The following is a 22,857-nucleotide window of genomic DNA, read 5'->3' on the forward strand; positions in this document are numbered from 1 at the left end:
CGGTTTTCTCCGGTGTTATTTTTTTAGGTAACTGAACGCATCTTTTAACGTATACTTATTTTCAAAATGAAGATGCAATGAATCCCAATATCCCCGATAACACCCATCCCAGAATCGTCATTATAGGCGGCGGCTTCGGCGGCCTCAAACTGATAGCAAAACTACGCCGTCATCGCTTTCAGCTCGTTCTACTCGACCGTAACAACTACCATCAGTTTCAACCCCTTTTATATCAGGTAGCGACGGCCGGATTAAACCCGGGTTCCATTGCTTTCCCTTTCCGCAAAGATTTCCGGCAGATTCCTGATTTTCATTTTCGGATGACAGAAGTAAAGCGGATCCTCCCGGAAAAAAAACAGGTAGAAACAACAATCGGTGTCATCTCCTACGATTACCTGATCATCGCCGCCGGCACAGATACCAATTATTTCGGGATGCAAAACCTGAAAGCCCATGTCATGCCCATGAAAAGTGTCGTCGAAGCGATGGCCCTGCGTACAAAACTATTGAGCAATCTGGAAAAAGCGTTGATCACGGACGATCCGGCCAAACGACAACAACTCCTGAACATTGTTGTAGTCGGCGGCGGAGCCTCGGGTGTTGAAATTGCAGGTGCCTTGACGGAAATGAAACGCTATATCTTCCAAAAAGACTACCCCGATCTGGGAGGTGGGGTTTTCAATATCTATCTGATAGAAGGCTCTCCCCGTCTGCTCGGCAATATGTCGGAACAGGCATCGCAAAAAGCCTGTCATTTCTTACAGAAAATGGGGGTAAATATACGATTGAACACAAAGGTTACCGGTTATGAAAACGACTGTATCTTGTTCGAAAGCAACGAAAAACTCCCAACCGAAACTGTCATTTGGGTCAGTGGCGTAACCGCCAACCGGTTCGGGGGTATTCCGTTAACCTCTGTCGGTCGCGGAGGACGTATTCTGTGTAATGAATTCAATCAGGTAAAAGACCTGACAGACATATATGCCATAGGCGACATCTGTCTTCAAACCGAAGATAACTATCCCAACGGACATCCGCAAGTTGCCCAAGTTGCTATCCAGCAAGGTAAATTACTCGCTTCCAATATAATAAAAACAAGACAAAACAAACCTCTTACACCTTTCCATTACCGGGACAAAGGCAGCCTGGCCACCGTAGGGCGAAATAAAGCCGTTGCCGACCTTCCGTATCTGAAAACACAAGGCTTCATCGCCTGGTTCTTATGGATGGCCGTACATTTACGCTCCATTTTAGGCGTCCGGAACCGTCTCGAAATTCTGCTCAACTGGATGTGGAACTATTTTACATACGATCAGGCCATCCGTCTGATCTTTACTCCGATACACGGGGATGAAGAAGAAAAAGAGAAAAACTGTAAATCGTAAATTTAAAATTCAGTCAGTGGTTCTTTCATTTTCCAATAAAGGCCATTCCGGGTCATACACATGAGCCTCTTCCATCCGTTTTTTCAATTCCTTTACCTTCCGGGGATACTTCGTCAATAAATCCGTTTTCTCCGAAGGATCTGCAGCCAAATTATACAATTCATACTTTGAGGCCTCTCCCTTAGAAGCATTCAGCCGTATCAACTTCCAATCCCCCTGGCGGACAGCCTGACGTCCTCCCAGTTCCTGAAATTCAAAATAAAAATAATCGTGTTCCTGTTGTTTCCCTTTTCCGGTAAGCAAAGGCATCAGACTAATCCCGTCCGTCGCTTTCACCTTACCTCCGGTCAACTCGGCAAAAGTGGGCATCATATCCCAAAAAGAGCACATAAAATCCGTTTCCCCCTGCTTCACGACACCCGGCCAAACCGTAATAAACGGCACTCGGATACCTCCTTCGTACACATCCCGTTTATATCCGCGGAATCCACCGTTACTATTGAAAAAATCAGGGTCGGCCCCTCCCTCTTTATGAGGTCCGTTGTCGCTGGTAAACACGATAATCGTATGCTCATACAATCCGAGTTCTTTCAACTTGGCAACCACTTGTCCTACATATACATCCAATCGGTATATCATGGCTGCAAACGTTGCATGAGGTTCTGTCTGAGAACAATATCCTCCCTTGCGAAAAGCAGCGCATCCCTCATCACATCCCTTGTATGGAGTTTCCGGATACAAGCCTCTGAATTTCTGTATAATACTGTCTTCCGGAACAATCAATTCCGCATGAGGTATGACATAAGGCAGAAATAAAAAAAACGGTTTATCCTGATTCTCATCGATAAACCTCAAAGCCATCTGATGAATCGTATCCTGGGTATACACTCCGAACCCACCGTCATCATTTCCCGGCAACTCCACCCTTTCCTGGTTATGCCACAAATGATCGGCATAATAATTATGCGCCAGCAACTGACAATTAAACCCGAAAAACTCATCTATACCCTGGCGGTTCGGATCGCCCACAGAACCGGGAGAACCCAATCCCCATTTTCCGAAAGCCCCGGTAGCATATCCTGCATTCTTAAATATTCTGAAAATAGACTCCATATTTGCAGGTAAAGCAGCCTGTCCTTCCGGCTCTACCTCTTTATTTCCCCGGATCGGAGCATGTCCGGAATGCAAACCGGAAACCAAACAAGCCCGGGAAGGAGCACTGACCGTAGTTCCTGAATAACACTGAGTAAACCGCATCCCTTCCTGTGCCAAACGATCGATATTGGGTGTCTCGAATTTTTGCTGCCCGTAACAACTGACATCCCCGTAACCCAGATCGTCAGCTATGATAAACACGATATTCGGAATTGGCTTTTCCTTTTCGGCTGCCATAGTTGTAAATGACACCAAATTAGCTGTCCCGAAAAGACACACCGGTACGATAATTTTACTATTCATTCTCAAAAATATTACAAATTATCTACAAGTATACTAAATTTTTCCCAATTAAAAACCGAAAACGTTGGATATCCGTAAATGACGCGAAAATATTGATTGAAAGCGATTTTTCACTTTCAGGGTTTCGTTTTCTTCTCTTTTTATTGTAACTTTGCGACCCTAATTTTATAAATACAAAATGCAGAATTTAAGGAACATTGCCATTATCGCGCACGTCGACCATGGTAAAACGACCTTGGTGGATAAAATGATCCTGCAAGGCAAACTATTCAGAGAAAACGAAAAACAAGGAGGTGACCTGATCCTCGACAATAACGACCTCGAACGCGAAAGAGGTATCACAATTCTTTCTAAAAACGTATCAGTCCGATACAAAGACTATAAAATAAATATTATTGATACCCCGGGGCACTCGGATTTTGGCGGAGAAGTTGAACGGGTATTGAACATGGCCGACGGAGTAATTTTATTGGTAGATGCTTTTGAAGGCACCATGCCGCAAACCCGCTTCGTATTGCAAAAAGCCCTGAACCTGGGTAAAAAAGCAATTGTCGTCGTTAATAAAGTAGATAAACCCAATTGCCGCCCGGAGGAAGTCCAGGAAGAAGTATTCGACCTCATGTTCTCCCTGGGAGCTACAGAAGAACAATTGGATTTTGTGACCATATACGGAAGTGCCAAGCAAGGCTGGATGTCGACGGACTGGAAACATCAAACGACAGATATCACCCCGTTACTGGACGCCATTATCGAAAATATACCCGCCCCTCAGGCTGCAGAAGGAACAGCTCAGATGTTGATCACTTCTTTGGAGTATTCCTCTTACATCGGCCGGATCGCCGTCGGCAAATTAACGCGGGGAACTTTAAAAGCCGGACAAGCTATCACTCTTTGTAAGCGTGACGGCTCTCAGGAAAAAAGCCGTATCAAAGACCTGATGCTGTTCGAAGGCTTGGAAAAACAAAAAGCAGAGGAAGTAAAAGCCGGAGAAATTTGCGCTATCGTCGGGATTGAAGGTTTTGAGATCGGAGATACGATTGCTGATTATGAAAACCCGGAAGCACTCCCTCCGATTGCAATAGACGAACCGACGATGAGTATGTTGTTTACAATCAACAACTCGCCGTTCTTCGGTAAAGACGGTAAATATGTCACTTCCCGCCACCTCAAAGAACGACTGGACAAAGAACTGGAAAAAAATCTGGCCCTCCGCGTACAGCCGGGCACCAGTGCCGATTCTTTCGTCGTTTTCGGACGGGGCGTACTTCATTTAAGCGTATTGATCGAAACCATGCGCCGGGAAGGCTATGAGCTGCAAGTCGGCCAGCCGAAAGTAATCATTAAAGAAATTGACGGCAAAAAATGCGAGCCGGTTGAAGAACTGACAATCGATATTCCGGAAGAATATTCCGGGAAAGCCATCGAAATGGTGACAAAACGAAAAGGCACGCTGAACAATATGCAAACCCGTGAAGACCGGGTACATCTGGACTTCGATATCCCTTCCCGGGGTATTATCGGTTTACGCAGTAACTTATTGACTGCTTCCGCAGGAGAAGCCGTTATTGCACACCGCTTAAAAGGATTCGAGCCTTACAAGGGAGACATCGAAATGCGCATAAACGGTTCTCTGATAGCCATGGAAACCGGTGATTCATTCGCCTATGCCATCAATAAATTACAGGACCGGGGAAAATTCTTTATCGAACCGGGAGAAACAGTTTATGCCGGGCAGGTAATCGGGGAAAGCACCCGTCCCGACGACATTGTCATCAATGTATGTAAATCCAAGAAACTGACAAACATGCGTGCAAGCGGTTCTGACGAAAAAACAAATATCGCTCCCCCTGTCAAATTCAGCCTGGAGGAAGCCCTCGAATACATTCAGGAAGATGAATACGTAGAAGTCACGCCACATGCCATGCGGTTGAGAAAGATTTATCTGGACGAGAACGAACGCAAACGCCAGGAAAAATCGAAAAGCAGTACCAACGAATAATTCATTGTTATTCCGATACAAAGAGGCTGTAGTTTTTACTACAGTCTCTTCTTTTTATACCTAAACGATAAAAATCAAAAAAAGAAATGTAAATTTCAGACCGCTCCGCGAAGGAAGTTGCAAAACCCATCAAAAATCTCAACAGGTCCGGTTTAACCATCGGTTTGACTTCTTTTCCAGGACAATCCTGTCCCTCTGTCATTCAAGCCTATCCATCATATAATTCTCACTTTTTTTGTTTTTTTTGAAAATATATACCTATATTTGTAGAAAGTGTAAGCTAGATAATTGTTTTATTACAAAAACAGAAATCGATTCAACAGTGTTGTTTTCAGGAAAAAAAGAGGACAACGGTAATTTAATTTGCGAAAAATATTCAACAGACAAATAAAATTTAAAAACTATGAAAGGCGTACTCATACTTATTCTAACGATTTTACCCATTATTGCTTTTTCTCAAAAAAAGAAACAAAGGTTAGCAGACCAGGATACGGAAAACTGGCGTTACGAATTAGAAGCTGTAAATGTAGGGATACAAGGAACTTGCTTGGTAAAAGTGTGGAGTTTTTCTAAAAATCCGACGATTGCCACAAACCAGGCCCGTAAAAATGCCGTTCATGGAGTTATTTTTAAAGGGGTTCCGGCTAAAGAACGGATTCCGGGCAAAAAGCCGTTGGTGCAAAACGCAGAAATCGAAAAACAAAATGCTGATTTCTTCAAATCCTTTTTCCAAACCAATGGCGGTGACTATATGCGTTTCGTAACATTGACGAATAACGGGGCCATCGCCGCAGGAGATATCATGAAAGTCGGGAAAAAAGAATATAAAGTCGGTGTTGTCGTAACGGTACAATACAACGATTTAAGAAAATATCTGGAAGAAAAAGGAATTGTAAAAAGATTAGATGCGGGATTTTAAACTTAGAACTATGAAAAAGACATTTATCAATATCATCTTTTTGTGTGCATTCACCTTAACGGGCTTTTGTCAGGCAAAGAAACCGACAATCATGGTTGTTCCGAGCGACGTTTGGTGCTATCAGAACGGATTTGTAAAAGAATACGACGATATGGGCAGCAAAAGCACCATTTCAGACTACAAAGCCGCATTGTTGAAAAATCCGGATTTAACTCTGGCTATCAGCAAAATAGGTGAAATGATGAGCGAGCGGGGTTTCAATCTGAAAGTTCTTGCCGATTGTTTAAAAGCATTGGATACAGAGGCCGCTGAAGAAAGCGTTTCCATGACAGACCAAGGAGGTATAGCCGAATCGCCGATCGACAAATTACGCAAAGTCGCAAAAGCCGATATCTGGATGCAACTGATGTGGACTGTCAACAAGAAAGGCCCCCAACATACATTGACATTTAATTTACAAGGTATCGATGCCTATACAAACAAACAAATTGCTGCTGCTTCCGGTACAGGAGAACCCTCTTTCAGTGTCGAACTACCGGTTTTACTGGAAGAAGCAATCATCGGTCACATCGATCAATTCAACAGCCAGTTACAGGCACATTTCGACGATTTATTCGAAAACGGACGGGAAGTGTCTCTGGAGTGTAAACGAACCAATGATTCGGACGTCAATTTCGAATCGGAATTTGACGGAGATGAACTTAGTTTCCTGATCGAAGACTGGATGGCACAGAACACGGTAAGCGGCCGTTTTTCGACTTCCGACGTTACCGAAAACAGAATGAAATTCGAACAGGTACGCATACCGATGGTCAATGCCAACGGACGTGCCCTGGATACCCGCAATTGGGCCAACGAGCTTCGGAAAGCACTGCGGACCAAGTACAACATTAAAGCCAAATTATCGACCAAAGGTTTAGGTCAGGCTTACATCATTATCGAAGGTAGTCAACAATAAAATTACAAAGTCATGAGGAAATTTTTATACGGTATAGCCATCCTGCTTCTTTGCTCATTCTACAGTCAGGGACAAGAAGTTCTGAGTGCCAAAGAAATGGTAGCCGTAACTCCTGTAGTTCCTGACGGACTGGATTTGCCGGATTATGCCAAAAAGGCCCTGGAGCATAAATTAATCCAAATTACCACACAAAACGGTTTCGGTTCGATCTCCGGTGAGATTGCTCTGACAGCCAATGTCATAACAACCGACAAACAAGTGACAGGCACGATCCCGGCTCAATATGTAGTAAGCCTGGAAGTATCCCTGATCGTGGTTAATGTTTTGGAAGGGACAATCATCAACGAAATTGCCGTACCTCTGAAAGGGATCGACAAAGCAGAAAACCGGGCTATCACAATGGCTTTCAACAATCTGAACCCTCGTAGTCCGGCCATTCGGAATTTTATGAACCAATGCCGGAAAAAAATCATCGATTACTATACGACCCGGATACCGGCTTTGACAGCCAAAGCCAAATCACTGGCAGACCGTACAGAATACGATCAGGCCCTGGCCGTACTGGCCTCCGTTCCTGAAAGCGTGGACGAATATCCGGCTATTGCCGATCAGATGGTTGCCATTTACATGAAGAAAATCGACAAAGACGGAACGGCGTTTCTTCAAAATGCAAAAGCCAAATTAGCACAGCACGACCTTGAAGGCGCATTGAACGAACTCATCCGTATAGATCCATCCAGCAACTGTTTTGCAAAAGCAACCGAGATGATCAATGCAATAAAACAAGAGGCTGACGAAAAAGAGAAAGCGGAATTAGAACGGGAAATGCAACAACTGGAAGCTGAAAAAGAAGCTCAGCAAAAAGCGCAGGAGAACCAGGTCATGCTAGAGAAACTACGTATAGAAGCAGCTAAAAAAGCAGGAGAAAATTACACGAGAACTTCTTCCTCAGACATGGAAAAACAGGTCAGCAAATGGTTTCTGGAAAGATTCAAATAATACCCGATTGTTGACAAACAACAACTCAAAAACCGAACTACTATGAAACATATACGCGTTTTATCACTGCTTCTTTTTATCGGAATACTTCCTTGTACAGCACAATTGAAAGTTGTTCAGAAAAGTGCCAAAAAAACACCGGTATGGGTAAATACAACCCAAAAAGACTACATCGTCACCTCTGCCATTGCAGACAATATAGAAAGGGCGAAAAACGAATGTATGGATAACATCCGTAAATACGTCATCGATGCTGTAGCTCAAAATGTAAAATCCTCCAGTGAAAGTACGATCAACCAGGAGTCTGTCAACAGCGGCATCGTCAATTTCCTGGACTCATACACCTACACAGCTCAGACCCAATCTGCCAACCTGCCTTATCTGACAGGAATTTCCGAATCTAAAATAGAAGAAGCTTATTGGGAAAAAAGAGAGGATAAAAAAACAAAAGAAATATCCTACCTGTATTGTGTAAAATATCCGTTCCCGAGTCTTGAACTGAAAAAACTCGTTCATGAATTCCAGCGCAAAGACAACGAAATGAATGAAAAATACAATACACTGGAAGAACAATATGAGAACATCACCTCTGTCGCGCAGATCGATAAAGCCGTCACAGACCTCAACAGCCTCATCCGGTATTTTTTCGACGATGTCAGAAAAGAGGCTGCCAGAAACTTACAACGCAATTACAGACAACTATACAATGAAATCTCTATTCACGAAATTTCCAACAAACTGGGGTGTTATTGTCTTGACCTGCAATTGAGAGGAAAAGCCATAAAAGTTTCACAACGGCCTGTCGTAAAATCAGCAACATTGACACAAATAAGACCGGAAGCAGAAGAAGACCACTGGAATATCCATTATAATTCCGAAACCTGTGATCCGACAGAAGAAAACTTTGCTACAATAACTTTCAAATTGGGAAACAAAAACTTATCCCAAACATTTTATATCGATCCCGAACAGGATAAAGTAAAAGTAATTTTAAGCAAAGACGTCTACCTGACAGCGGAGACGAAGACCGATTCTACCTTAGCCAACATCAGTATTCGCATAAACCTCGAATCCAAAGCAGCTTATACCATCGACAACATTACCTTAAATGTTCCGGGATTAAGCATGCCGTTATTTATTGACAATTTAAATCAGACTGTTTCCAAAGGTACACAAACGGTTAATGTCGATTATAACGGTGAGGTAGAATTATTAGAGAAACAAAACAACAGGATGAATCTATTAAAAGGCCATCTGGAAATCAAAAATACGGAAGGAGTTTCCAAACGTATTGATTTTTCCCTTCCTTTTAAAGCAAATTGGTAACAAATAACTCAAATTATCGACTATGAAAACTATTGTAAAAGTATTAGTATGCTCATTGGCATTGGTATTTGCCTGTTCAGCAGTTGAAGCACAAACCAGTAATAAAAAACTGAAAAAAGACCTGAAAAGTAAAGTAGAAAAAGACTGTCGTAAAACAGCTAAGAAATTAGAAAAAGAAGGCTGGAAAGTTATGCCCGGTAAGCTTCCGATGGAAAGACAAATCCAGGACAGCCGTTATGCCGAACTCGACAAGGATAACAAAGGTGAAAAATTATACTTTACCGGTACACATAAAGCAACGGGCGGTAATTATTCTGCCGCAAAAAAAATCGCTGACGACCGCGCCCGGATGGAAATTGCAGAACACATCAATACCACACTTTCGGGTCTTGTAAAAAGTAAACTTTCTACCACCAACTACGGTGAAGACGATATCGAAACGATCGACGAGTTTGTTTCTACCAATAAAAACCTGGTATCCGCCTCTTTAAAGGGAGTATTTCCTGTATTGGAAATATACCGTGAAAAAGGAAACGGCGTCGTGGAAGTGCAAGTAATGGTAAAAACCAATGCAGCCGATGCTCTTAAAGCAGCTAAAAAGGTGTATCGCGATGAATTATATCAAAAGTCTGAGAAATTAGCTCAGGAACTGGATGAAATCTTACCGTACTAACAGTAATTATTCTTCCGGATCATAAAATTTAAAAAGGAAATATTTCAAAATATTTCCTTTTTAATTTTAACTTCATATCTTTGCCTATAGTATTTGGTGTTTGTCTCCAAGTCTTTAGAGATGAATGAAAAGGGAACCGGGTGAAATTCCCGGACAGTACCCGCTGCTGTAAGCTTCCTCAAGGAAAGACATTCTCTGCCACTGTTATCAAACGGGAAGGCGTCTTATTCCGGAAGTAAGTCAGAAGACCTGCCAAATACGGATTTGTAGCTTTCGGGACAAAAGCACAAGGTCATATCAAGCCTGCACTTGTTATTTCCTATTTTTCCCCCGAAAAAAAGAAGCCCGGAGAAAGAAGAATAACTGTAACTGAAATTCTTTCCCGGGTTTTATTTCAATTTGCCGCAGTATCCCTGCTCTCTTCCCGGGCCGGCTTTACAGGAACAGGGTTCTTTTTCCGGTATTTACATATCAGGTCTTTCAACTGTACAATTTCATCTTCCGTTAGTTCTCCGGCCTTAAAAAATTCAATCGTACACTCTTTATTGATCCACAACACGACAAATTTATTATTGACATCTCCCAATTTCCAGGCCCGGCTCACGGTGTGATCCGGATCATTGTACACATAGGCCTGTGTTCCTGCGATCTCCTTTCGGATCATAAAACGCAACAAAGAATTAGCCAGCAAAGGAGCATCTTTCAAATTAATAATACCATACGATTCAATATTTTCATCGGTAAAAGGATGTTTTCTGAAATAATTCCGCAATACCCTGTTCTGACTCGGATGATCGGGGTCTACGTAAAACAACAGCAAATGCTTCTCTCCCAGAAACGGCAATTGAAGCGGTTTATTATAAGCATCATAAATCGTAATCGGGCATACCTTCTGGCCTACCTGTGCTCTTCCGATACAAACACAGCAAATAAAAGATAGAAGAAGGAAAAAACGCCCCATCTTTAAAATTGATTACAAAAAATTAAACATTGGCATCATTATTGCGTATGAGTGAATACACAATAATATTTTTTTTACAGCAAAATGTGTGCTAGACACAGTAAATCGTCAACAAAAAATGTCAACACGTAGCATTTATATTGCATTCATTTTTAATTTGTTCTCCTTTCAGGGAATTTGTCAGGGCAATGAACAAACTCAGGATAGCCTGATCATTCAATACCAGGATACCTTAAAAAAACAAAATATCTTTCACCGCATATATAAATATTTTCAGGAATCAAACGAAACGACAAAAGAAAAAAAATTCGATTTTTCCATCATCGGAGGTCCGCACTTTGCCAGTGACGTAAAATTGGGCTTAGGACTTGTTGCATCGGGATTGTACCGCATAGACCCAACCGATCTGTCGATATCACCTTCCAATGTATCGTTGTACGGTGACATTACCACTACCGGATTTTACCTGTTGGGAGTACGGGGCAATACAATTTTTCCCCATGCAAACTATCGGCTGGATGCAAATATATATTTCTTTTCATTTCCCAGTAAATATTGGGGAATCGGATATGAAAACGGCAGGCAGGAGCACCACTACACAGAATACAAAAGAAAAGAAGTACAGGTCAAATTGGATTTCTTAAGAAAGATCGCAACCAACACCTACGTCGGAATTACAGGTATGTACCGACACGTCAACGGAAAAGATTTCAATAATATCAGTTTCCTAAACGGAGAACGAAGCGACATCAGCACTTTCGGCGGAGGACTGCTCATCTCTTACGATTCCCGGGATTTCATTCCCAATCCCTATTCCGGTTCTTTCGTCAAACTGGAGCAATTGTTCTTCCCTTCTTTTCTGGGAAACAAATACTCTTTCAAACGTACGGAAATTATTGCCCGTCATTACGCTAAATTGTGGAAAGGAGCAATCTTAGCCTCCGACCTTCAGGGGATATTCAACTATGGCGATACCCCCTGGAGCATGGTTGCCCTGATGGGTGGTCCCTATCAGATGAGAGGTTATTACGAAGGTCAGTACCGGGACAACGATTTGATTCAGGCACAGGTGGAATTACGCCAAAAAATATACAACCGTCACGGTATCGCCGTTTGGGGCGGAGCCGGAAATATTTTTCCCGAAGTGAAAAAATTCAAATGGAGTCATACCTTGCCAACATACGGACTCGGCTATCGCTGGGAATTCAAAAACAGAGTCAATGTCCGACTCGATTATGGTATCGGAAAAGGTCAGACCGCTTTTTACTTCAGTATTAACGAAGCATTCTAGATTTTAACAACAATATGTATCGCTTTTTCAAATTATTTTTTTCTAATCCCTATCGGTTATTCTGGTTTTATGTCGGTATGAGCCTCATACCGAGCGTATGCCTTATATTTACCGAACCGTTTTCCTTTATGGGGAAGGTCGTACTCATTACTTTCCCGTTCGGACTTTACATTTTTCTGCTTTCTTTATCCAAAAATACGGGAAAAGTGCAGCTTTTTCTATTCCCGCTGTTGTTTTTACATGCTTTTCAGCTTGTACTGTTCTATCTATTCGGAGAGGCCGTCATAGCAGTAGATATGTTTCTCAATCTGGTAACAACAAATGTCAGCGAAGCTTCCGAATTATTAGACAACATCTGGCCGGCGGTCGTGATCGTATGTTTGTTATACCTTCCGACGACAGCCATTGCCGCCGTAGCCTGCAAACGCAAAGTATACCTTCCGTCACCGTTTCGGAAAAAAATGATCATAAGCGGAGCCTTCCTTATATTGATTTCCTATGGCCTGACATTTACAGCGATAAACAAAAATACAGCACGTTTCACGTTACATGAAGATGTATATCCCGCCAATGTCATATATAACTTAGGATTTGCTGCTCAAAAATGGTCCCGCAGCGAAAAATATCCCGAAAGTTCCCGGAATTTTACATTCCAGGCCCGGAAAGACATACATCCGCAAAAAAGGGAAATATACGTTTTGGTTGTGGGAGAAGCCAGCCGGGCGGGAAATTGGAATCTTTGCGGATACGAACGGGAAACGAATCCCTATTTGAGTAAAACCCCCGGTCTTGTTTTCTTCCCGGATGCCATTACCCAATCGAACACGACACATAAAAGTGTCCCTTTGATTTTATCCGCAGCCTCTGCAGAAAATTATGATGTCATATATACCCAAAAGAGCATTTTGGAAGCATTCAAAGAAGCCGGATTTACAACCCTATTCCTGTCCAATCAAATCCCGAACCGCTCTTTTACAGACTTCTTTGCAACACAGGCTGACTACCGCCACAATATCCGCACCGACGGAGGAGAAAACCTCATCACTCACAATCATTTTGACGGCGACCTGCTCCCTATTGTCCGGCATTACCTCGATTCTTTACCGGGAAACCTGTTTTTCGTACTCCATACCTACGGTTCTCATTTCAATTACAAAGAACGTTATCCCCAGTCATTCTCCAGATTCCTTCCCGACAATGCGACCAAAGTGGCCGTAAGCAACAAACAGGAACTGATCAATGCCTACGATAACAGTATTTTATACACGGATTATTTCTTACACCAATTGATCGAATCGCTCCAGCAAACCGAAGACTGCACAGCCCTATTTTACACGGCCGATCACGGGGAAGACTTATTGGATGACAACCGGAAGCGGTTTTTACACGCATCTCCGAATCCGACTTATTACCAATTACACATTCCGATATTTATTTGGATGTCGGGAACCTATCAGACAGCTTACCCGGAAAAAGCCGAAGCCATCAGCCAAAACCTGACGAAACCGGTCGCAACGGACGCAGCATTTCATACCGTACTGGATATGGCTGCAATCCGGACACCCTATCTACAACCGGATTTATCACTTGCCAATACGGCATTTAAAATCACAGACCGAATGTACCTGACCGACCACGACAAACCGATATTCTTTTACAATGCCGGATTAAAACCCCAGGACAAAAGCATGATCGAAAGAAGAAACATATACCACGGAAAGAAATTTTAAAATTTTTGATTTACGATTCCAGACACCTTTCCTCATCACAAACCTGGAGATTGGGTAAATAATAATGAATCCGGTTATGACAAAATCATTGCTAATTAAAATTTTCCGATCTTACCCAAGAACCGGTTTTCTCACAACAATCTAAAATCGTAAATCAAAAATTGTAAATCAAAAATCTATTTAGGGTATCCTACCGGATTATTCAAAAAGAGCTGCTGGCTGTCTTTCAATTTAAGAGAGGCCCGCAACTTATCCTGATCCATTGACATACGAGGAACGGTTACCAAACCGGTTCCCGCACAAAAAATCGCAATATTTTGAGAGACAATCCCGGCATCTATAGCTCCTGTCATCATTTGGTGCTCTCCTTTTCCTCCGAACTTCGAAAGATCAGATACCAAAACCAGACATACCGGAGCCGTTTTTACCCATTCCTGCCCACCTGCCACAAAAGATCTTAAATCATCCGGAGACACCGGCTTCAAAACACGGTTCACGGCATCGTAGAGGTAAGCTCCATCGGCCCGGCAAACATACACATCAATATCCTGGCGATTCATGGCAGACGGCGCCGTACGCTTTCCCGATTCCGGTCGGTTTATACCGTTTGTTGCCCATAACAAATCGGATAAATCCTGTAAGCTCAACTCTTTATTTGCAAATTCCCGGTCCGATTTACGTTGCTCGAATGCTTTCATAACCGGTATCCCCCTGTCCTTGTCCGGCGCATTCAATTTTATCTCTTTCATTTCCTGAGCTTTCCCGGTAAGAGAAAACAAACAACATACCGTTAATAATAAAACAGAATCCTTCATACTATCGTGTTTTAAAGATTTAGTCTTGTAAAGATAAAGGAAAACTTTTTATTTTGACTCTCCGGATAAACACAAATCCGTTTATTTACCGGAACAATTATACCCACTTATCTGGAAAGCACGCATACTTTACGCACTTCCCGCCGTCCCCCATCCGAATATACAATGCATCCGTAAATCACATAGATTCCGGCAGATAACAAACACCCGTCCCCGGATGTACCATTCCAAGAAAAACCGATGCCTGAATAAACCGGGACACGGTCGGCTATTTTACGGACACACCTGCCCCGGGCATCATACACCGACAACTGCAATACAAACTCCCGGTCCGGAACCGTGATTTTTATCTCTAATTCATCTTCCAATCCATCCCCATCCGGAGTAAATACTTCCGGAACACATTTCATAAATTCCCCGTCATTTCTTTCTGACAAAATCTTTCCGGCCCGGTTAGGCATACCCGGACTTCCGAATCCGTTTCCGGCATCCCCTCCGGCCGAAGTCCATTTCCCTTTTCCTGGCATACCGGTATTACTCCACCCTTTTTCCAAAGCTATCCCTTTTGTTTGGGTAACCATCGGATGATGCAAAAACTTACCGTATGTAACCTCATCGATAACCTCCCGGTTCCGATTTAGCACAACCACAATACCTCCATCATCGGCATAAGCCAGTTTTGCAGGCAACACAACACAGTTTTCCATATGATGATAAGAATAAGCCATTGCAATAGCCGCTGGATTAGAACATATCCACACCAATGCTCCGGGTTTCAAAACCTCTTCCGATTTCACAATCGGTTTTACAGCAATCAGACTTCCGGTTCTATCCCTTTTACCGATATAAATTTCACATAACGCAATATCTTTATTGCCGGAATTATACAGTTCAAGATACTCCGCATCGGCAGGTACAGCCTCATAGAGAATTTCATTAATCAACAAATCGCCTTTACCCGGTATTTTTCCGGCTTCCTGTGAAAACACAACAACTACAGACAACAACAAGCAAAAACAAAGACCTACTTTCTGTCCTCCTGGAATATAGCCAGAAACAGAAAAAATAAAAAGATAAAAAAACAGTATCATTACTTCGGCTTTTAATTCAAACTCCCGGTCTATGTATCGCAAATTGAACAAAATTTCCACCCATTTACAATTCCACCTCCTTATTCAAATTGTAAATTACCTGGTAAGCTGATTTATTACCGGATCTGTTTCACCTAATACCGTAAATCCGGAATCAACCATTAAAATATTCAACATTCTGCATAAATTTTAACCGGAAAAATACGCTCTCCCTACACACCTGTAAATCAAACATCACCTTCAATCGTAAACCGGCAACCACCTTCCGTTTCCCCCTACCTTATCCTCAATCTTCAATTTAAAATCTAAAATCTACAATCCCTGATTTTTTAAATTTACGAAAAAATCCGGTCGCATTCAATAGTAATCCTTATTCCATACAAAATGTTTCATTTTAAACATATCCGGTATCTTCTGAAAAATACATCAATTAAATTTCTGATACTTACTCTATTTACTACTTTTGCAAATATGAATAACTGAAATTTTAAGACATTTTATTCCAATTTAAAAAGATGAAAATAGCAATTGTTGGGGCCAGCGGAGCTGTAGGACAAGAGTTTCTGCGAGTGCTGGATGAACGTAATTTTCCGATAGATGAGCTCGTACTATTCGGTTCGGCAAGAAGCGCCGGTACAAAATATAATTTTCGGGGGAAAGACATTGAAGTAAAACTTTTGCAACACAATGATGATTTCAAAGGAACAGACATTGCTTTTACCTCCGCAGGAGCAGGTACCTCTAAAGAATTTGCAGAAACAATCACACGTTACGGCGCTATTATGATCGACAACTCCAGCGCATTCCGGATGGAAGAAAACATTCCTCTGGTTGTACCGGAAGTCAATCCCCAGGATGCTTTAAACCGGCCGAAAGGAATTATTGCGAACCCGAATTGTACCACGATTCAAATGGTTGTCGCCCTGAACGCCATTGAAAAATTAAGCCATATCCGGCGGGTACATGTATCCACTTACCAGGCCGCAAGCGGTGCAGGCGCAGCAGCCATGGAGGAACTTTATACGCAATGCAGACAAATATTAAACGGAGAAAAACCGACGGTGGAAAAATTTGCTTACCAGCTTGCCTTCAATCTGATACCTCAGGTTGACGTGTTCACCGACAACGGTTATACAAAGGAAGAAATGAAGATGTATCACGAAACACGCAAAATTATGCATTCTGATATACAAGTCAGCGCTACCTGCGTTCGTGTCCCTTCTTTAAGAGCGCATTCCGAAAGCATCTGGCTGGAAACCGAGCAACCGGTTACCGTCTCTGAAGCACGCCGGGCTTTTGAAAACACGGACGGCATCATCCTTCAGGATGATCCGGCGACAAAAGAATATCCGATGCCTCTCTTTATCTCCGGCAAGGACCCCGTATATGTAGGGCGTATCCGCAAAGACCTGACGAATGAAAACGGTTTGGCTTTTTGGGTGGTCAGTGACCAAATCAAAAAAGGAGCCGCTTTGAATGCCGTTCAGATTGCGGAATACCTATTGACACAACCCGGGCAATTCCACAAATAAATCTTATTTTACAATGCTTTGCTTCCGTTAAAGTAAAGCATTGTAAATAACCCTACAAATCTTGCAAGCACCAGCGAACCGGCGTCGCAACATCTTTCAAAGGACTGCAAACATAGCATTTATAACCTTCCGCTACCGGACATTCCCGGATATTTAACGTCAGTAAATGTCCTCCTTCGTAAATCAATGCTTTACCCGGAAAGATATTTACCTGAAAAGAAGACAATGGACAAGTCAAACCGGTACCTTTATATTTTAGAAAACTTTCTTTAACCACCCAGATATCATAAAACAAACTCTCATTTTTAAACTTTCCGTTTTCCAATAACCGGACTTCTTCCGGATGAAAAAAACGACGGGCGACCTCATATCGGGGAGAGGCAATCTTCTCGATATCGATGCCGACTTCCGCATCTGAAAAAGCACAAACAATATAAGTCCCTGAATGGGAAATATTAAAATATACCTGTCTCTCTCCTTCCAGATAAGGCTTTCCGTGCTCGCTTCTCTGTATTCGACAATCTTCTTTTTCCATTCCGAACAATTTTCTTAAACCGGACCATACCATCGCCTCTCCCAACAAACGGGTAAGCCGCACTTTGTCATTCCGAAATGACATTGCTTCATCAAAAGTTGCCCGCTTTACCCGGGATTCGAAAAAGGACAAGCCCGGTTTCTCCCCTACGGCAGAATCTATTTCCAGATAAAATATGCTCAACATGCCTTGAAAATTTCACAAAATTTATAATAATGCGAATACAAAATAAAAAAGTAAAATCATATCTTTGCAAAAGAGGAAGGATAAAAATAGGAATTAAGTGGTATTATTCAAATAATTAACATTTATCAACAGCTTCGTTTGTTTTTTAACGTTTCATTTAAAAAAAACGTTTGAAATATTGGAAAGTTGTCCGAATTTCTATATTTTTACCCGCTGTAAGTGAGATGTAATAAAAATACAAATTAAATTTATATCATGGAAGTAAAAAAGGCACCGAAAGCAGATCTTGAAGGGAAAAAAACACTTTTCTTTGAGATTGGTCTTGTAATTGCTTTGGGTATTTTGTTATATGCTTTCGAATGGAAAAGTGAAACGTCCAAAATGAAAGATTTAGACACAACTGCCCAGATGCAAATAGAAGATGAAGTTATTCCCATTACCCAGCAGAATACTCCTCCTCCTCCTCCTCCTCCTGCAGCGCCCAAACTGGCGGACTTGATCAACATCGTAGAAAACGATCAGGATGTGGATGATGATCTGGAAATTACCGATGCTGAAGACGAAACAGAAAATACGGTCGTTGATGTTACCAGTTTCGATGACTTTAAGACTGAAGATACGGGAGAACAGGAAATCTTCCAGGTGGTAGAAACGATGCCGGCATTCCCGGGGGGAAGTCCTACCGCATGGGTGAACAAAAATATCAAATATCCGGTATTGGCCATGGAAAACGGTATTTCCGGTAAAGTATACATTCAGTTCGTTATCGAGAAAGACGGTAGTATTACTGACGTAAAGGTAGCGAGAGGTGTAGACTCATCATTGGACAAAGAAGCTGTTCGTGTGGTAAAGAGTATGCCCAAATGGACTCCGGGAAAACAGAGAGGTAAACCTGTGCGTGTGGCTTACACGTTGCCTATCAATTTCCAGTTAACCAACAACTAATACAAGTTTCACATAATATGTAAGGGGCTGTCAGTAATGTCAGCCCCTTCTTGTCTGAAATGCTTTTGTCTTCGCACAGAAACTTTAGGACAGGATATACGTTCATATAAATTGTAATTTCAGGTTGTAACTTGTAAATTACTTGGTGACCTGACGCGTTATCAGATTTTTAATCTAAAACCTACAATTAAACATTCCACTTAGCAAGACATTACATATATGAGTGAATATTTTTATACAGAGAAAGAAGCAGAAAGAGCGATTTTAGTCGGAGTTTCCCTCCAGGATGCAGGGATCAGCTATGAAAGGATGAACGAATATTTGGATGAACTGGCGTTTTTGGCAGAAACAGCCGGAGCCCAAACCGTAAAAATATTTACACAAAATCTGGATAAACCGGTCAACAGTACGTTTATCGGAAAAGGTAAATTGGATGAAATTCGTCAATATATAGAAGAACACGGAGCCGAGCTGGTTATCTTCGATGACGAACTCTCTCCGACCCAACTCCGGAACATCGAAAACGAATTGAAAGGCGTCAAAATACTCGACCGCACCAACTTAATTCTGGATATATTCGCCAATCGGGCCCGTACAGCACATGCTAAAACACAGGTAGAACTGGCACAATATCAATACTTATTACCCCGTCTGACCGGTATGTGGACCCACCTCGAAAGGCAAAAAGGAGGTATCGGTCTGAGAGGTCCGGGAGAAACAGAAATTGAGACCGACCGCCGGGTCATCCGGGATAAGATTACCCGCCTGAAAGAACAACTGTGCCGGATCGATAAGCAAATGTCCACTCAGCGCAAGAATCGGGGAAAACTGGTAAGGGTGGCTTTGGTCGGCTACACCAATGTCGGAAAGTCGACATTAATGAACCTACTCAGCAAATCGGAAGTGTTTGCTGAAAACAAGCTTTTTGCCACCCTGGATACCACCGTCCGGAAAATTACAATCCGTAACGTGCCTTTATTACTTGCTGACACCGTAGGCTTTATCCGGAAACTGCCTACTCATCTTATTGAATCCTTCAAATCGACACTGGACGAAGTCCGTGAAGCCGACGTCATCCTGCACGTCGTAGATATTTCCCACCCGCAATTTGAAGATCAACTGAAAGTCGTTAATGAAACATTGGCGGAATTGATACCGGACCCCAAACCGACAATCATCGTTTTCAATAAAATCGATGCCTTCACTTACATAAAAAAAGACGAGGACGATCTGACACCGGTAGAACGGGCAAACTACAGCCTGGAAGATTTAAAACAGATGTGGATGTCCAAGCAAGGCCGTGAAACCGTCTATATATCTGCTGCCCAAAAAGAAAATATCGAAGAATTAAAAGACAAATTGTATTCAATTGTCAAAGATATCCATTCGGCCCGTTTTCCATACAACGAATTCCTGTATACGGAATATACGGACGAAACAACTACGGGCAAGGAAAATCCGTCAATGTAATTTCTTTTGCCACAATTGTGGCAAAAGAAATTATCCATACCAACCATATACATCCACTATTGAGCCAATAAAAATCCAAAATCAAAAATAGGAAACAAAGGGCGTTTTTCTGTGGTATAACGACAAATATAAGGTAACATTAACAGCATCTGAAAAGCACAAAAAAGCTCATTTTTCTTCTCTTCCGGAATTTTAACGTCGGCCCGTTCGGCATACTTCTTCAAAGCATATTCAAAAATCATATACTCGTATCTGCTTTGATAATTCCCTTCCAGGTATTTATCCAAAGGAATAAGAATATGCCAACATTTAAGCAAATCTTCAGGCACTTCATCCCAAAGGGCATCCGGATGTTCATCAATAAAGCTAAAGCTCATTCGGAGAATTTCTTCAATAGTCATAGCTCTGGTTTTAGGTAACATTCGCATATGACCAAAAGAAAAGTTAGCGCGGAACTTGCATCTTCTACTCAACGGCACCTGGCAGGCCTTGGGAACAAAGAGCAAGCCCACGCTAACATGACTATAGCGCAGGCGTTGCACACATCCCCGATTCCCATTCTAAACTAACCAGGTTTTTTGAGTAGGGTCTATGCGAACGTAAATATATAACATTCTACACAATCTTGTGCAAATGTAAAGAAATTTTTTATACTTTCAATGAAATTATTTTACTATCACCAAATAATAATTCTTTTTACCGCTTTGAGCCAAAATATATTTTCCATCGATCAGATAGCTATCTGAAACGATGGTTTCTTCTCCGACCTTCTCTTTATTAATACTTATCGAATTTGCCTTTACAGCTCTTCTCGCTTCACCTTTCGACGACATGATCTGCGTCTTTTCTGCCAAAAAATCAATAATAGAAATACCATTTTTTAAATCTGTAAGGGCTATTTCAAACTGGGGTACACCTTCAAAAACAGACAAAAACGTCTTTTCGTCTATTTTTCGCAAGGTTTCGGATGTTGCATTCCCGAATAAAATCTGGGAAGCCTCCAAAGCCGAATGATAGGCTTCTTCACCGTGAATCAGACATGTAATTTCCTTAGCCAAAGTCTTCTGCAATTTTCTAAGATGCGGAGCTTCTCCGTGCTCGACAATCAAAGCATCGATCTCTGCGGGAGGCAAAAGCGTGAAAATTTTTATATAACGGGCAGCGTCATCATCCGTAGAATTCAACCAAAACTGATAAAACTGGTAAGGAGAAGTACGTTCCGGATCCAGCCAAATATTTCCGGATTCCGTCTTGCCGAATTTCTTACCGTCGCTCTTTGTCATCAAAGGCCACGTCAAGCCATAAGCTTCCAGTCCCTCCTTACGACGGATCAATTCCCCGCCTGTCGTTATATTGCCCCACTGATCGGATCCCCCCATTTGCAACATACAATCATAATTTTTCCGAAGATAAAGAAAATCGTAGCCCTGCACCAATTGGTAAGTAAACTCCGTAAACGACATCCCATCGGCATATTCACCATTCAAACGGCGTTTTACCGAATCTTTGGACATCATGTAGTTCACTGTAATATGCTTACCGATTTCCCGTATAAAATCCAGAAACGAAAACTGCTTCATCCAATCGTAATTATTCAGCATAATAGCCGCATTGGAAGCAGAAGAATTAAAATCGATAAAATGGGAAAGCTGAGCCTTAATTCCGGCCATATTTTGCTGTATCGTTTTTTCATCGAGCAAATTTCTTTCCAGAGACTTGCCGCTTGGATCCCCGATCATACCGGTAGCACCACCGATAATAAAAATCGGTTTATGACCGGCCATCTGAAAATGTTTCATCATCATAACGGATACCAAATGTCCTACATGCAAAGAATCCGCCGTAGGGTCTATCCCGACATAAGCCGTCGTTTGCCCTTTTGCCAACTGTTCTTCTGTACCTGGCATAATATCGTGTATCATGCCTCTCCACTTTAACTCATCTACAAAATTCATGATTATATTATATTACTTCAACATTCATACATACCGGCCTTCCCAACCATCCCCCCGTCAAAACCGGATCATATTGTACATTTGTTGTGCAAAGTTAAGAAAAGGATTATAAAACAAGCTGTTCTCCTTCACCTCTTTATTCATAAACTGGAATTTATCGTCCAAAGCGTCCGCAATCAAAAGAATAATGCACAGGATAACAAAGGATTTAGCAATGCCCAAAACAGTCCCCAATAGCTTATTAACCAAGCCCAGCGATACGATATCCACTAATTTAGTCAGCATTTTCCCCAAAAGATAAATGGCCACAACAACCAGCAGGAAGGTCACACTCAAAGCGATATACGATAAATATTTGGAGGATATATCCAGAAAATCCCGCAAAATATTTTCCGTATAATCCGAAAATTTAATCGCAACATATACACCCAGAATCAGCCCCAACAAGGTCGCAACCTCAATGACAAATCCCCGGGAAAATCCTTTATAAGCGCCATAAAGCAAAGGCAAAAGCAATAAAATATCGAGGTAATTCACAATATTTAAATTTATCTGTTGCCAAAGATAAGGAAAAGTTCAGAAAATCCATCCTTTTCACCCGACAGGACAGCAGCAGAAATGAAAGTACA

General features: G+C 41.9%; 20 protein-coding genes and 1 riboswitch. Of the genes, 12 read left to right on the forward strand and 8 right to left on the reverse strand.

The window, feature by feature from the left end; genetic code table 11:
• Positions 1 to 77 precede the first annotated feature (77 nt).
• Positions 78 to 1,385 carry an NAD(P)/FAD-dependent oxidoreductase gene (locus DD657_RS01910; RefSeq protein ID WP_068691158.1) on the forward strand — a complete coding sequence of 436 codons (1,308 nt, stop codon included), beginning with the start codon at positions 78 to 80 and terminating at the stop codon, positions 1,383 to 1,385.
• Positions 1,386 to 1,394: 9 nt separating this feature from the next.
• Here the strand turns inward: DD657_RS01910 and DD657_RS01915 are convergent, their stop codons facing one another.
• Positions 1,395 to 2,843, reverse strand: a complete 1,449-nt coding sequence (locus DD657_RS01915; RefSeq protein ID WP_502696213.1) for an arylsulfatase — start codon at positions 2,841 to 2,843, stop codon at positions 1,395 to 1,397.
• 178 nt (positions 2,844 to 3,021) lie between these two features.
• On the opposite strand from DD657_RS01915, the gene typA reads away from it, so the two are divergent.
• The 6 genes from typA to DD657_RS01945 all read left to right on the forward strand — a co-directional run bounded on the left by typA (position 3,022) and on the right by DD657_RS01945 (position 9,717).
• The gene (gene typA / locus DD657_RS01920) at positions 3,022 to 4,842 is read left to right on the forward strand and encodes a translational GTPase TypA (protein ID WP_287048261.1); all 1,821 of its coding nucleotides are present in this window, start codon (positions 3,022 to 3,024) and stop codon (positions 4,840 to 4,842) included.
• Between the two features lie 403 nt (positions 4,843 to 5,245).
• Positions 5,246 to 5,761, forward strand: a complete 516-nt coding sequence (locus tag DD657_RS01925) for a hypothetical protein (RefSeq protein WP_021989381.1) — start codon at positions 5,246 to 5,248, stop codon at positions 5,759 to 5,761.
• 10 nt (positions 5,762 to 5,771) lie between these two features.
• A complete protein-coding gene (locus DD657_RS01930) occupies positions 5,772 to 6,719 on the forward strand; it encodes a DUF6175 family protein (protein ID WP_287048263.1) in 948 nt (315 codons plus the stop codon).
• 12 nt (positions 6,720 to 6,731) lie between these two features.
• Positions 6,732 to 7,718 carry an acetate and sugar kinases/Hsc70/actin family protein gene (locus DD657_RS01935; RefSeq protein WP_287048265.1) on the forward strand — a complete coding sequence of 329 codons (987 nt, stop codon included), beginning with the start codon at positions 6,732 to 6,734 and terminating at the stop codon, positions 7,716 to 7,718.
• 42 nt (positions 7,719 to 7,760) lie between these two features.
• Complete coding sequence (locus DD657_RS01940; protein WP_287048266.1) at positions 7,761 to 9,044, forward strand: hypothetical protein; 1,284 nt, start codon at positions 7,761 to 7,763, stop codon at positions 9,042 to 9,044.
• 22 nt (positions 9,045 to 9,066) lie between these two features.
• Positions 9,067 to 9,717, forward strand: coding sequence for a hypothetical protein (locus DD657_RS01945; RefSeq protein ID WP_021989385.1), 651 nt, complete (start codon positions 9,067 to 9,069; stop codon positions 9,715 to 9,717).
• 77 nt (positions 9,718 to 9,794) lie between these two features.
• A riboswitch (cobalamin riboswitch) is annotated at positions 9,795 to 9,988 on the forward strand.
• Between the two features lie 123 nt (positions 9,989 to 10,111).
• On the opposite strand, the gene DD657_RS01950 is transcribed toward DD657_RS01945, so the two are convergent.
• On the reverse strand, positions 10,112 to 10,678 hold the full coding sequence (locus DD657_RS01950) for a YtfJ family protein (RefSeq protein ID WP_118773987.1): 567 nt from the start codon (positions 10,676 to 10,678) through the stop codon (positions 10,112 to 10,114).
• A gap of 118 nt (positions 10,679 to 10,796) precedes the next feature.
• On the opposite strand from DD657_RS01950, the gene DD657_RS01955 reads away from it, so the two are divergent.
• Together DD657_RS01955 and DD657_RS01960 are read left to right on the forward strand one after the other, a co-directional pair.
• The gene (locus DD657_RS01955; protein WP_118773986.1) at positions 10,797 to 11,969 is read left to right on the forward strand and encodes a BamA/TamA family outer membrane protein; all 1,173 of its coding nucleotides are present in this window, start codon (positions 10,797 to 10,799) and stop codon (positions 11,967 to 11,969) included.
• 128 nt (positions 11,970 to 12,097) lie between these two features.
• Positions 12,098 to 13,699 carry a phosphoethanolamine transferase family protein gene (locus DD657_RS01960; RefSeq protein WP_235837440.1) on the forward strand — a complete coding sequence of 534 codons (1,602 nt, stop codon included), beginning with the start codon at positions 12,098 to 12,100 and terminating at the stop codon, positions 13,697 to 13,699.
• Between the two features lie 176 nt (positions 13,700 to 13,875).
• Here the strand turns inward: DD657_RS01960 and DD657_RS01965 are convergent, their stop codons facing one another.
• Positions 13,876 to 14,514: a SagB/ThcOx family dehydrogenase gene (locus DD657_RS01965; RefSeq protein WP_021989389.1), complete on the reverse strand. Its 639-nt coding sequence runs from the start codon at positions 14,512 to 14,514 to the stop codon at positions 13,876 to 13,878.
• Positions 14,515 to 14,621: 107 nt separating this feature from the next.
• The gene (locus DD657_RS01970) at positions 14,622 to 15,605 is read right to left on the reverse strand and encodes a lamin tail domain-containing protein (RefSeq protein WP_287048270.1); all 984 of its coding nucleotides are present in this window, start codon (positions 15,603 to 15,605) and stop codon (positions 14,622 to 14,624) included.
• 515 nt (positions 15,606 to 16,120) lie between these two features.
• Here DD657_RS01970 and DD657_RS01975 point away from each other — a divergent pair.
• Positions 16,121 to 17,137, forward strand: a complete 1,017-nt coding sequence (locus DD657_RS01975; RefSeq protein ID WP_068691175.1) for an aspartate-semialdehyde dehydrogenase — start codon at positions 16,121 to 16,123, stop codon at positions 17,135 to 17,137.
• A gap of 52 nt (positions 17,138 to 17,189) precedes the next feature.
• Here the strand turns inward: DD657_RS01975 and DD657_RS01980 are convergent, their stop codons facing one another.
• Positions 17,190 to 17,858 (reverse strand): 4'-phosphopantetheinyl transferase family protein, encoded by a 669-nt coding sequence (locus DD657_RS01980; RefSeq protein ID WP_287048273.1) that lies wholly within the window; start codon positions 17,856 to 17,858, stop codon positions 17,190 to 17,192.
• A 255-nt stretch (positions 17,859 to 18,113) separates the two neighbouring features.
• Here DD657_RS01980 and DD657_RS01985 point away from each other — a divergent pair, with 255 nt between their 5' ends.
• Both DD657_RS01985 and hflX read left to right on the forward strand, forming a co-directional pair.
• Positions 18,114 to 18,803 carry an energy transducer TonB gene (locus DD657_RS01985; protein WP_021989393.1) on the forward strand — a complete coding sequence of 230 codons (690 nt, stop codon included), beginning with the start codon at positions 18,114 to 18,116 and terminating at the stop codon, positions 18,801 to 18,803.
• Between the two features lie 219 nt (positions 18,804 to 19,022).
• The gene (hflX, locus tag DD657_RS01990; RefSeq protein WP_021989394.1) at positions 19,023 to 20,273 is read left to right on the forward strand and encodes a GTPase HflX; all 1,251 of its coding nucleotides are present in this window, start codon (positions 19,023 to 19,025) and stop codon (positions 20,271 to 20,273) included.
• Positions 20,274 to 20,329: 56 nt separating this feature from the next.
• On the opposite strand, the gene DD657_RS01995 is transcribed toward hflX, so the two are convergent.
• The 3 genes from DD657_RS01995 to DD657_RS02005 form a co-directional block, all read right to left on the reverse strand.
• Positions 20,330 to 20,674: a hypothetical protein gene (locus DD657_RS01995; protein WP_021989395.1), complete on the reverse strand. Its 345-nt coding sequence runs from the start codon at positions 20,672 to 20,674 to the stop codon at positions 20,330 to 20,332.
• 264 nt (positions 20,675 to 20,938) lie between these two features.
• The gene (gene tyrS / locus DD657_RS02000; RefSeq protein WP_021989397.1) at positions 20,939 to 22,228 is read right to left on the reverse strand and encodes a tyrosine--tRNA ligase; all 1,290 of its coding nucleotides are present in this window, start codon (positions 22,226 to 22,228) and stop codon (positions 20,939 to 20,941) included.
• 57 nt (positions 22,229 to 22,285) lie between these two features.
• Positions 22,286 to 22,765, reverse strand: a complete 480-nt coding sequence (locus tag DD657_RS02005) for a CvpA family protein (RefSeq protein WP_021989398.1) — start codon at positions 22,763 to 22,765, stop codon at positions 22,286 to 22,288.
• Positions 22,766 to 22,857 lie beyond the last annotated feature (92 nt).

The organism is Culturomica sp., assembly GCF_003524185.1.
In the GTDB taxonomy this organism is placed as follows: domain Bacteria; phylum Bacteroidota; class Bacteroidia; order Bacteroidales; family Marinifilaceae; genus Culturomica; species Culturomica massiliensis.

What these genes read in the sequence shown, in the direction of transcription:
- DD657_RS01975 (WP_068691175.1), top strand. Translation starts at nt 16,121, where the DNA reads ATGAAAATAGCAATTGTTGGGGCCAGCGGAGCTGTAGGACAAGAGTTT.
- DD657_RS01985 (WP_021989393.1), top strand. Translation starts at nt 18,114, where the DNA reads ATGGAAGTAAAAAAGGCACCGAAAGCAGATCTTGAAGGGAAAAAAACA.
- DD657_RS01925 (WP_021989381.1), top strand. Translation starts at nt 5,246, where the DNA reads ATGAAAGGCGTACTCATACTTATTCTAACGATTTTACCCATTATTGCT.
- DD657_RS01970 (WP_287048270.1), bottom strand. Translation starts at nt 15,605, where the DNA reads ATGATACTGTTTTTTTATCTTTTTATTTTTTCTGTTTCTGGCTATATT.
- DD657_RS01950 (WP_118773987.1), bottom strand. Translation starts at nt 10,678, where the DNA reads ATGGGGCGTTTTTTCCTTCTTCTATCTTTTATTTGCTGTGTTTGTATC.
- DD657_RS01915 (WP_502696213.1), bottom strand. Translation starts at nt 2,843, where the DNA reads ATGAATAGTAAAATTATCGTACCGGTGTGTCTTTTCGGGACAGCTAAT.
- DD657_RS01935 (WP_287048265.1), top strand. Translation starts at nt 6,732, where the DNA reads ATGAGGAAATTTTTATACGGTATAGCCATCCTGCTTCTTTGCTCATTC.
- DD657_RS01995 (WP_021989395.1), bottom strand. Translation starts at nt 20,674, where the DNA reads ATGACTATTGAAGAAATTCTCCGAATGAGCTTTAGCTTTATTGATGAA.
- hflX (WP_021989394.1), top strand. Translation starts at nt 19,023, where the DNA reads ATGAGTGAATATTTTTATACAGAGAAAGAAGCAGAAAGAGCGATTTTA.
- DD657_RS01980 (WP_287048273.1), bottom strand. Translation starts at nt 17,858, where the DNA reads ATGTTGAGCATATTTTATCTGGAAATAGATTCTGCCGTAGGGGAGAAA.
- DD657_RS01945 (WP_021989385.1), top strand. Translation starts at nt 9,067, where the DNA reads ATGAAAACTATTGTAAAAGTATTAGTATGCTCATTGGCATTGGTATTT.
- typA (WP_287048261.1), top strand. Translation starts at nt 3,022, where the DNA reads ATGCAGAATTTAAGGAACATTGCCATTATCGCGCACGTCGACCATGGT.
- DD657_RS01955 (WP_118773986.1), top strand. Translation starts at nt 10,797, where the DNA reads ATGTCAACACGTAGCATTTATATTGCATTCATTTTTAATTTGTTCTCC.
- tyrS (WP_021989397.1), bottom strand. Translation starts at nt 22,228, where the DNA reads ATGAATTTTGTAGATGAGTTAAAGTGGAGAGGCATGATACACGATATT.
- DD657_RS01960 (WP_235837440.1), top strand. Translation starts at nt 12,098, where the DNA reads ATGGGGAAGGTCGTACTCATTACTTTCCCGTTCGGACTTTACATTTTT.
- DD657_RS01940 (WP_287048266.1), top strand. Translation starts at nt 7,761, where the DNA reads ATGAAACATATACGCGTTTTATCACTGCTTCTTTTTATCGGAATACTT.
- DD657_RS01910 (WP_068691158.1), top strand. Translation starts at nt 78, where the DNA reads ATGAATCCCAATATCCCCGATAACACCCATCCCAGAATCGTCATTATA.
- DD657_RS01930 (WP_287048263.1), top strand. Translation starts at nt 5,772, where the DNA reads ATGAAAAAGACATTTATCAATATCATCTTTTTGTGTGCATTCACCTTA.
- DD657_RS01965 (WP_021989389.1), bottom strand. Translation starts at nt 14,514, where the DNA reads ATGAAGGATTCTGTTTTATTATTAACGGTATGTTGTTTGTTTTCTCTT.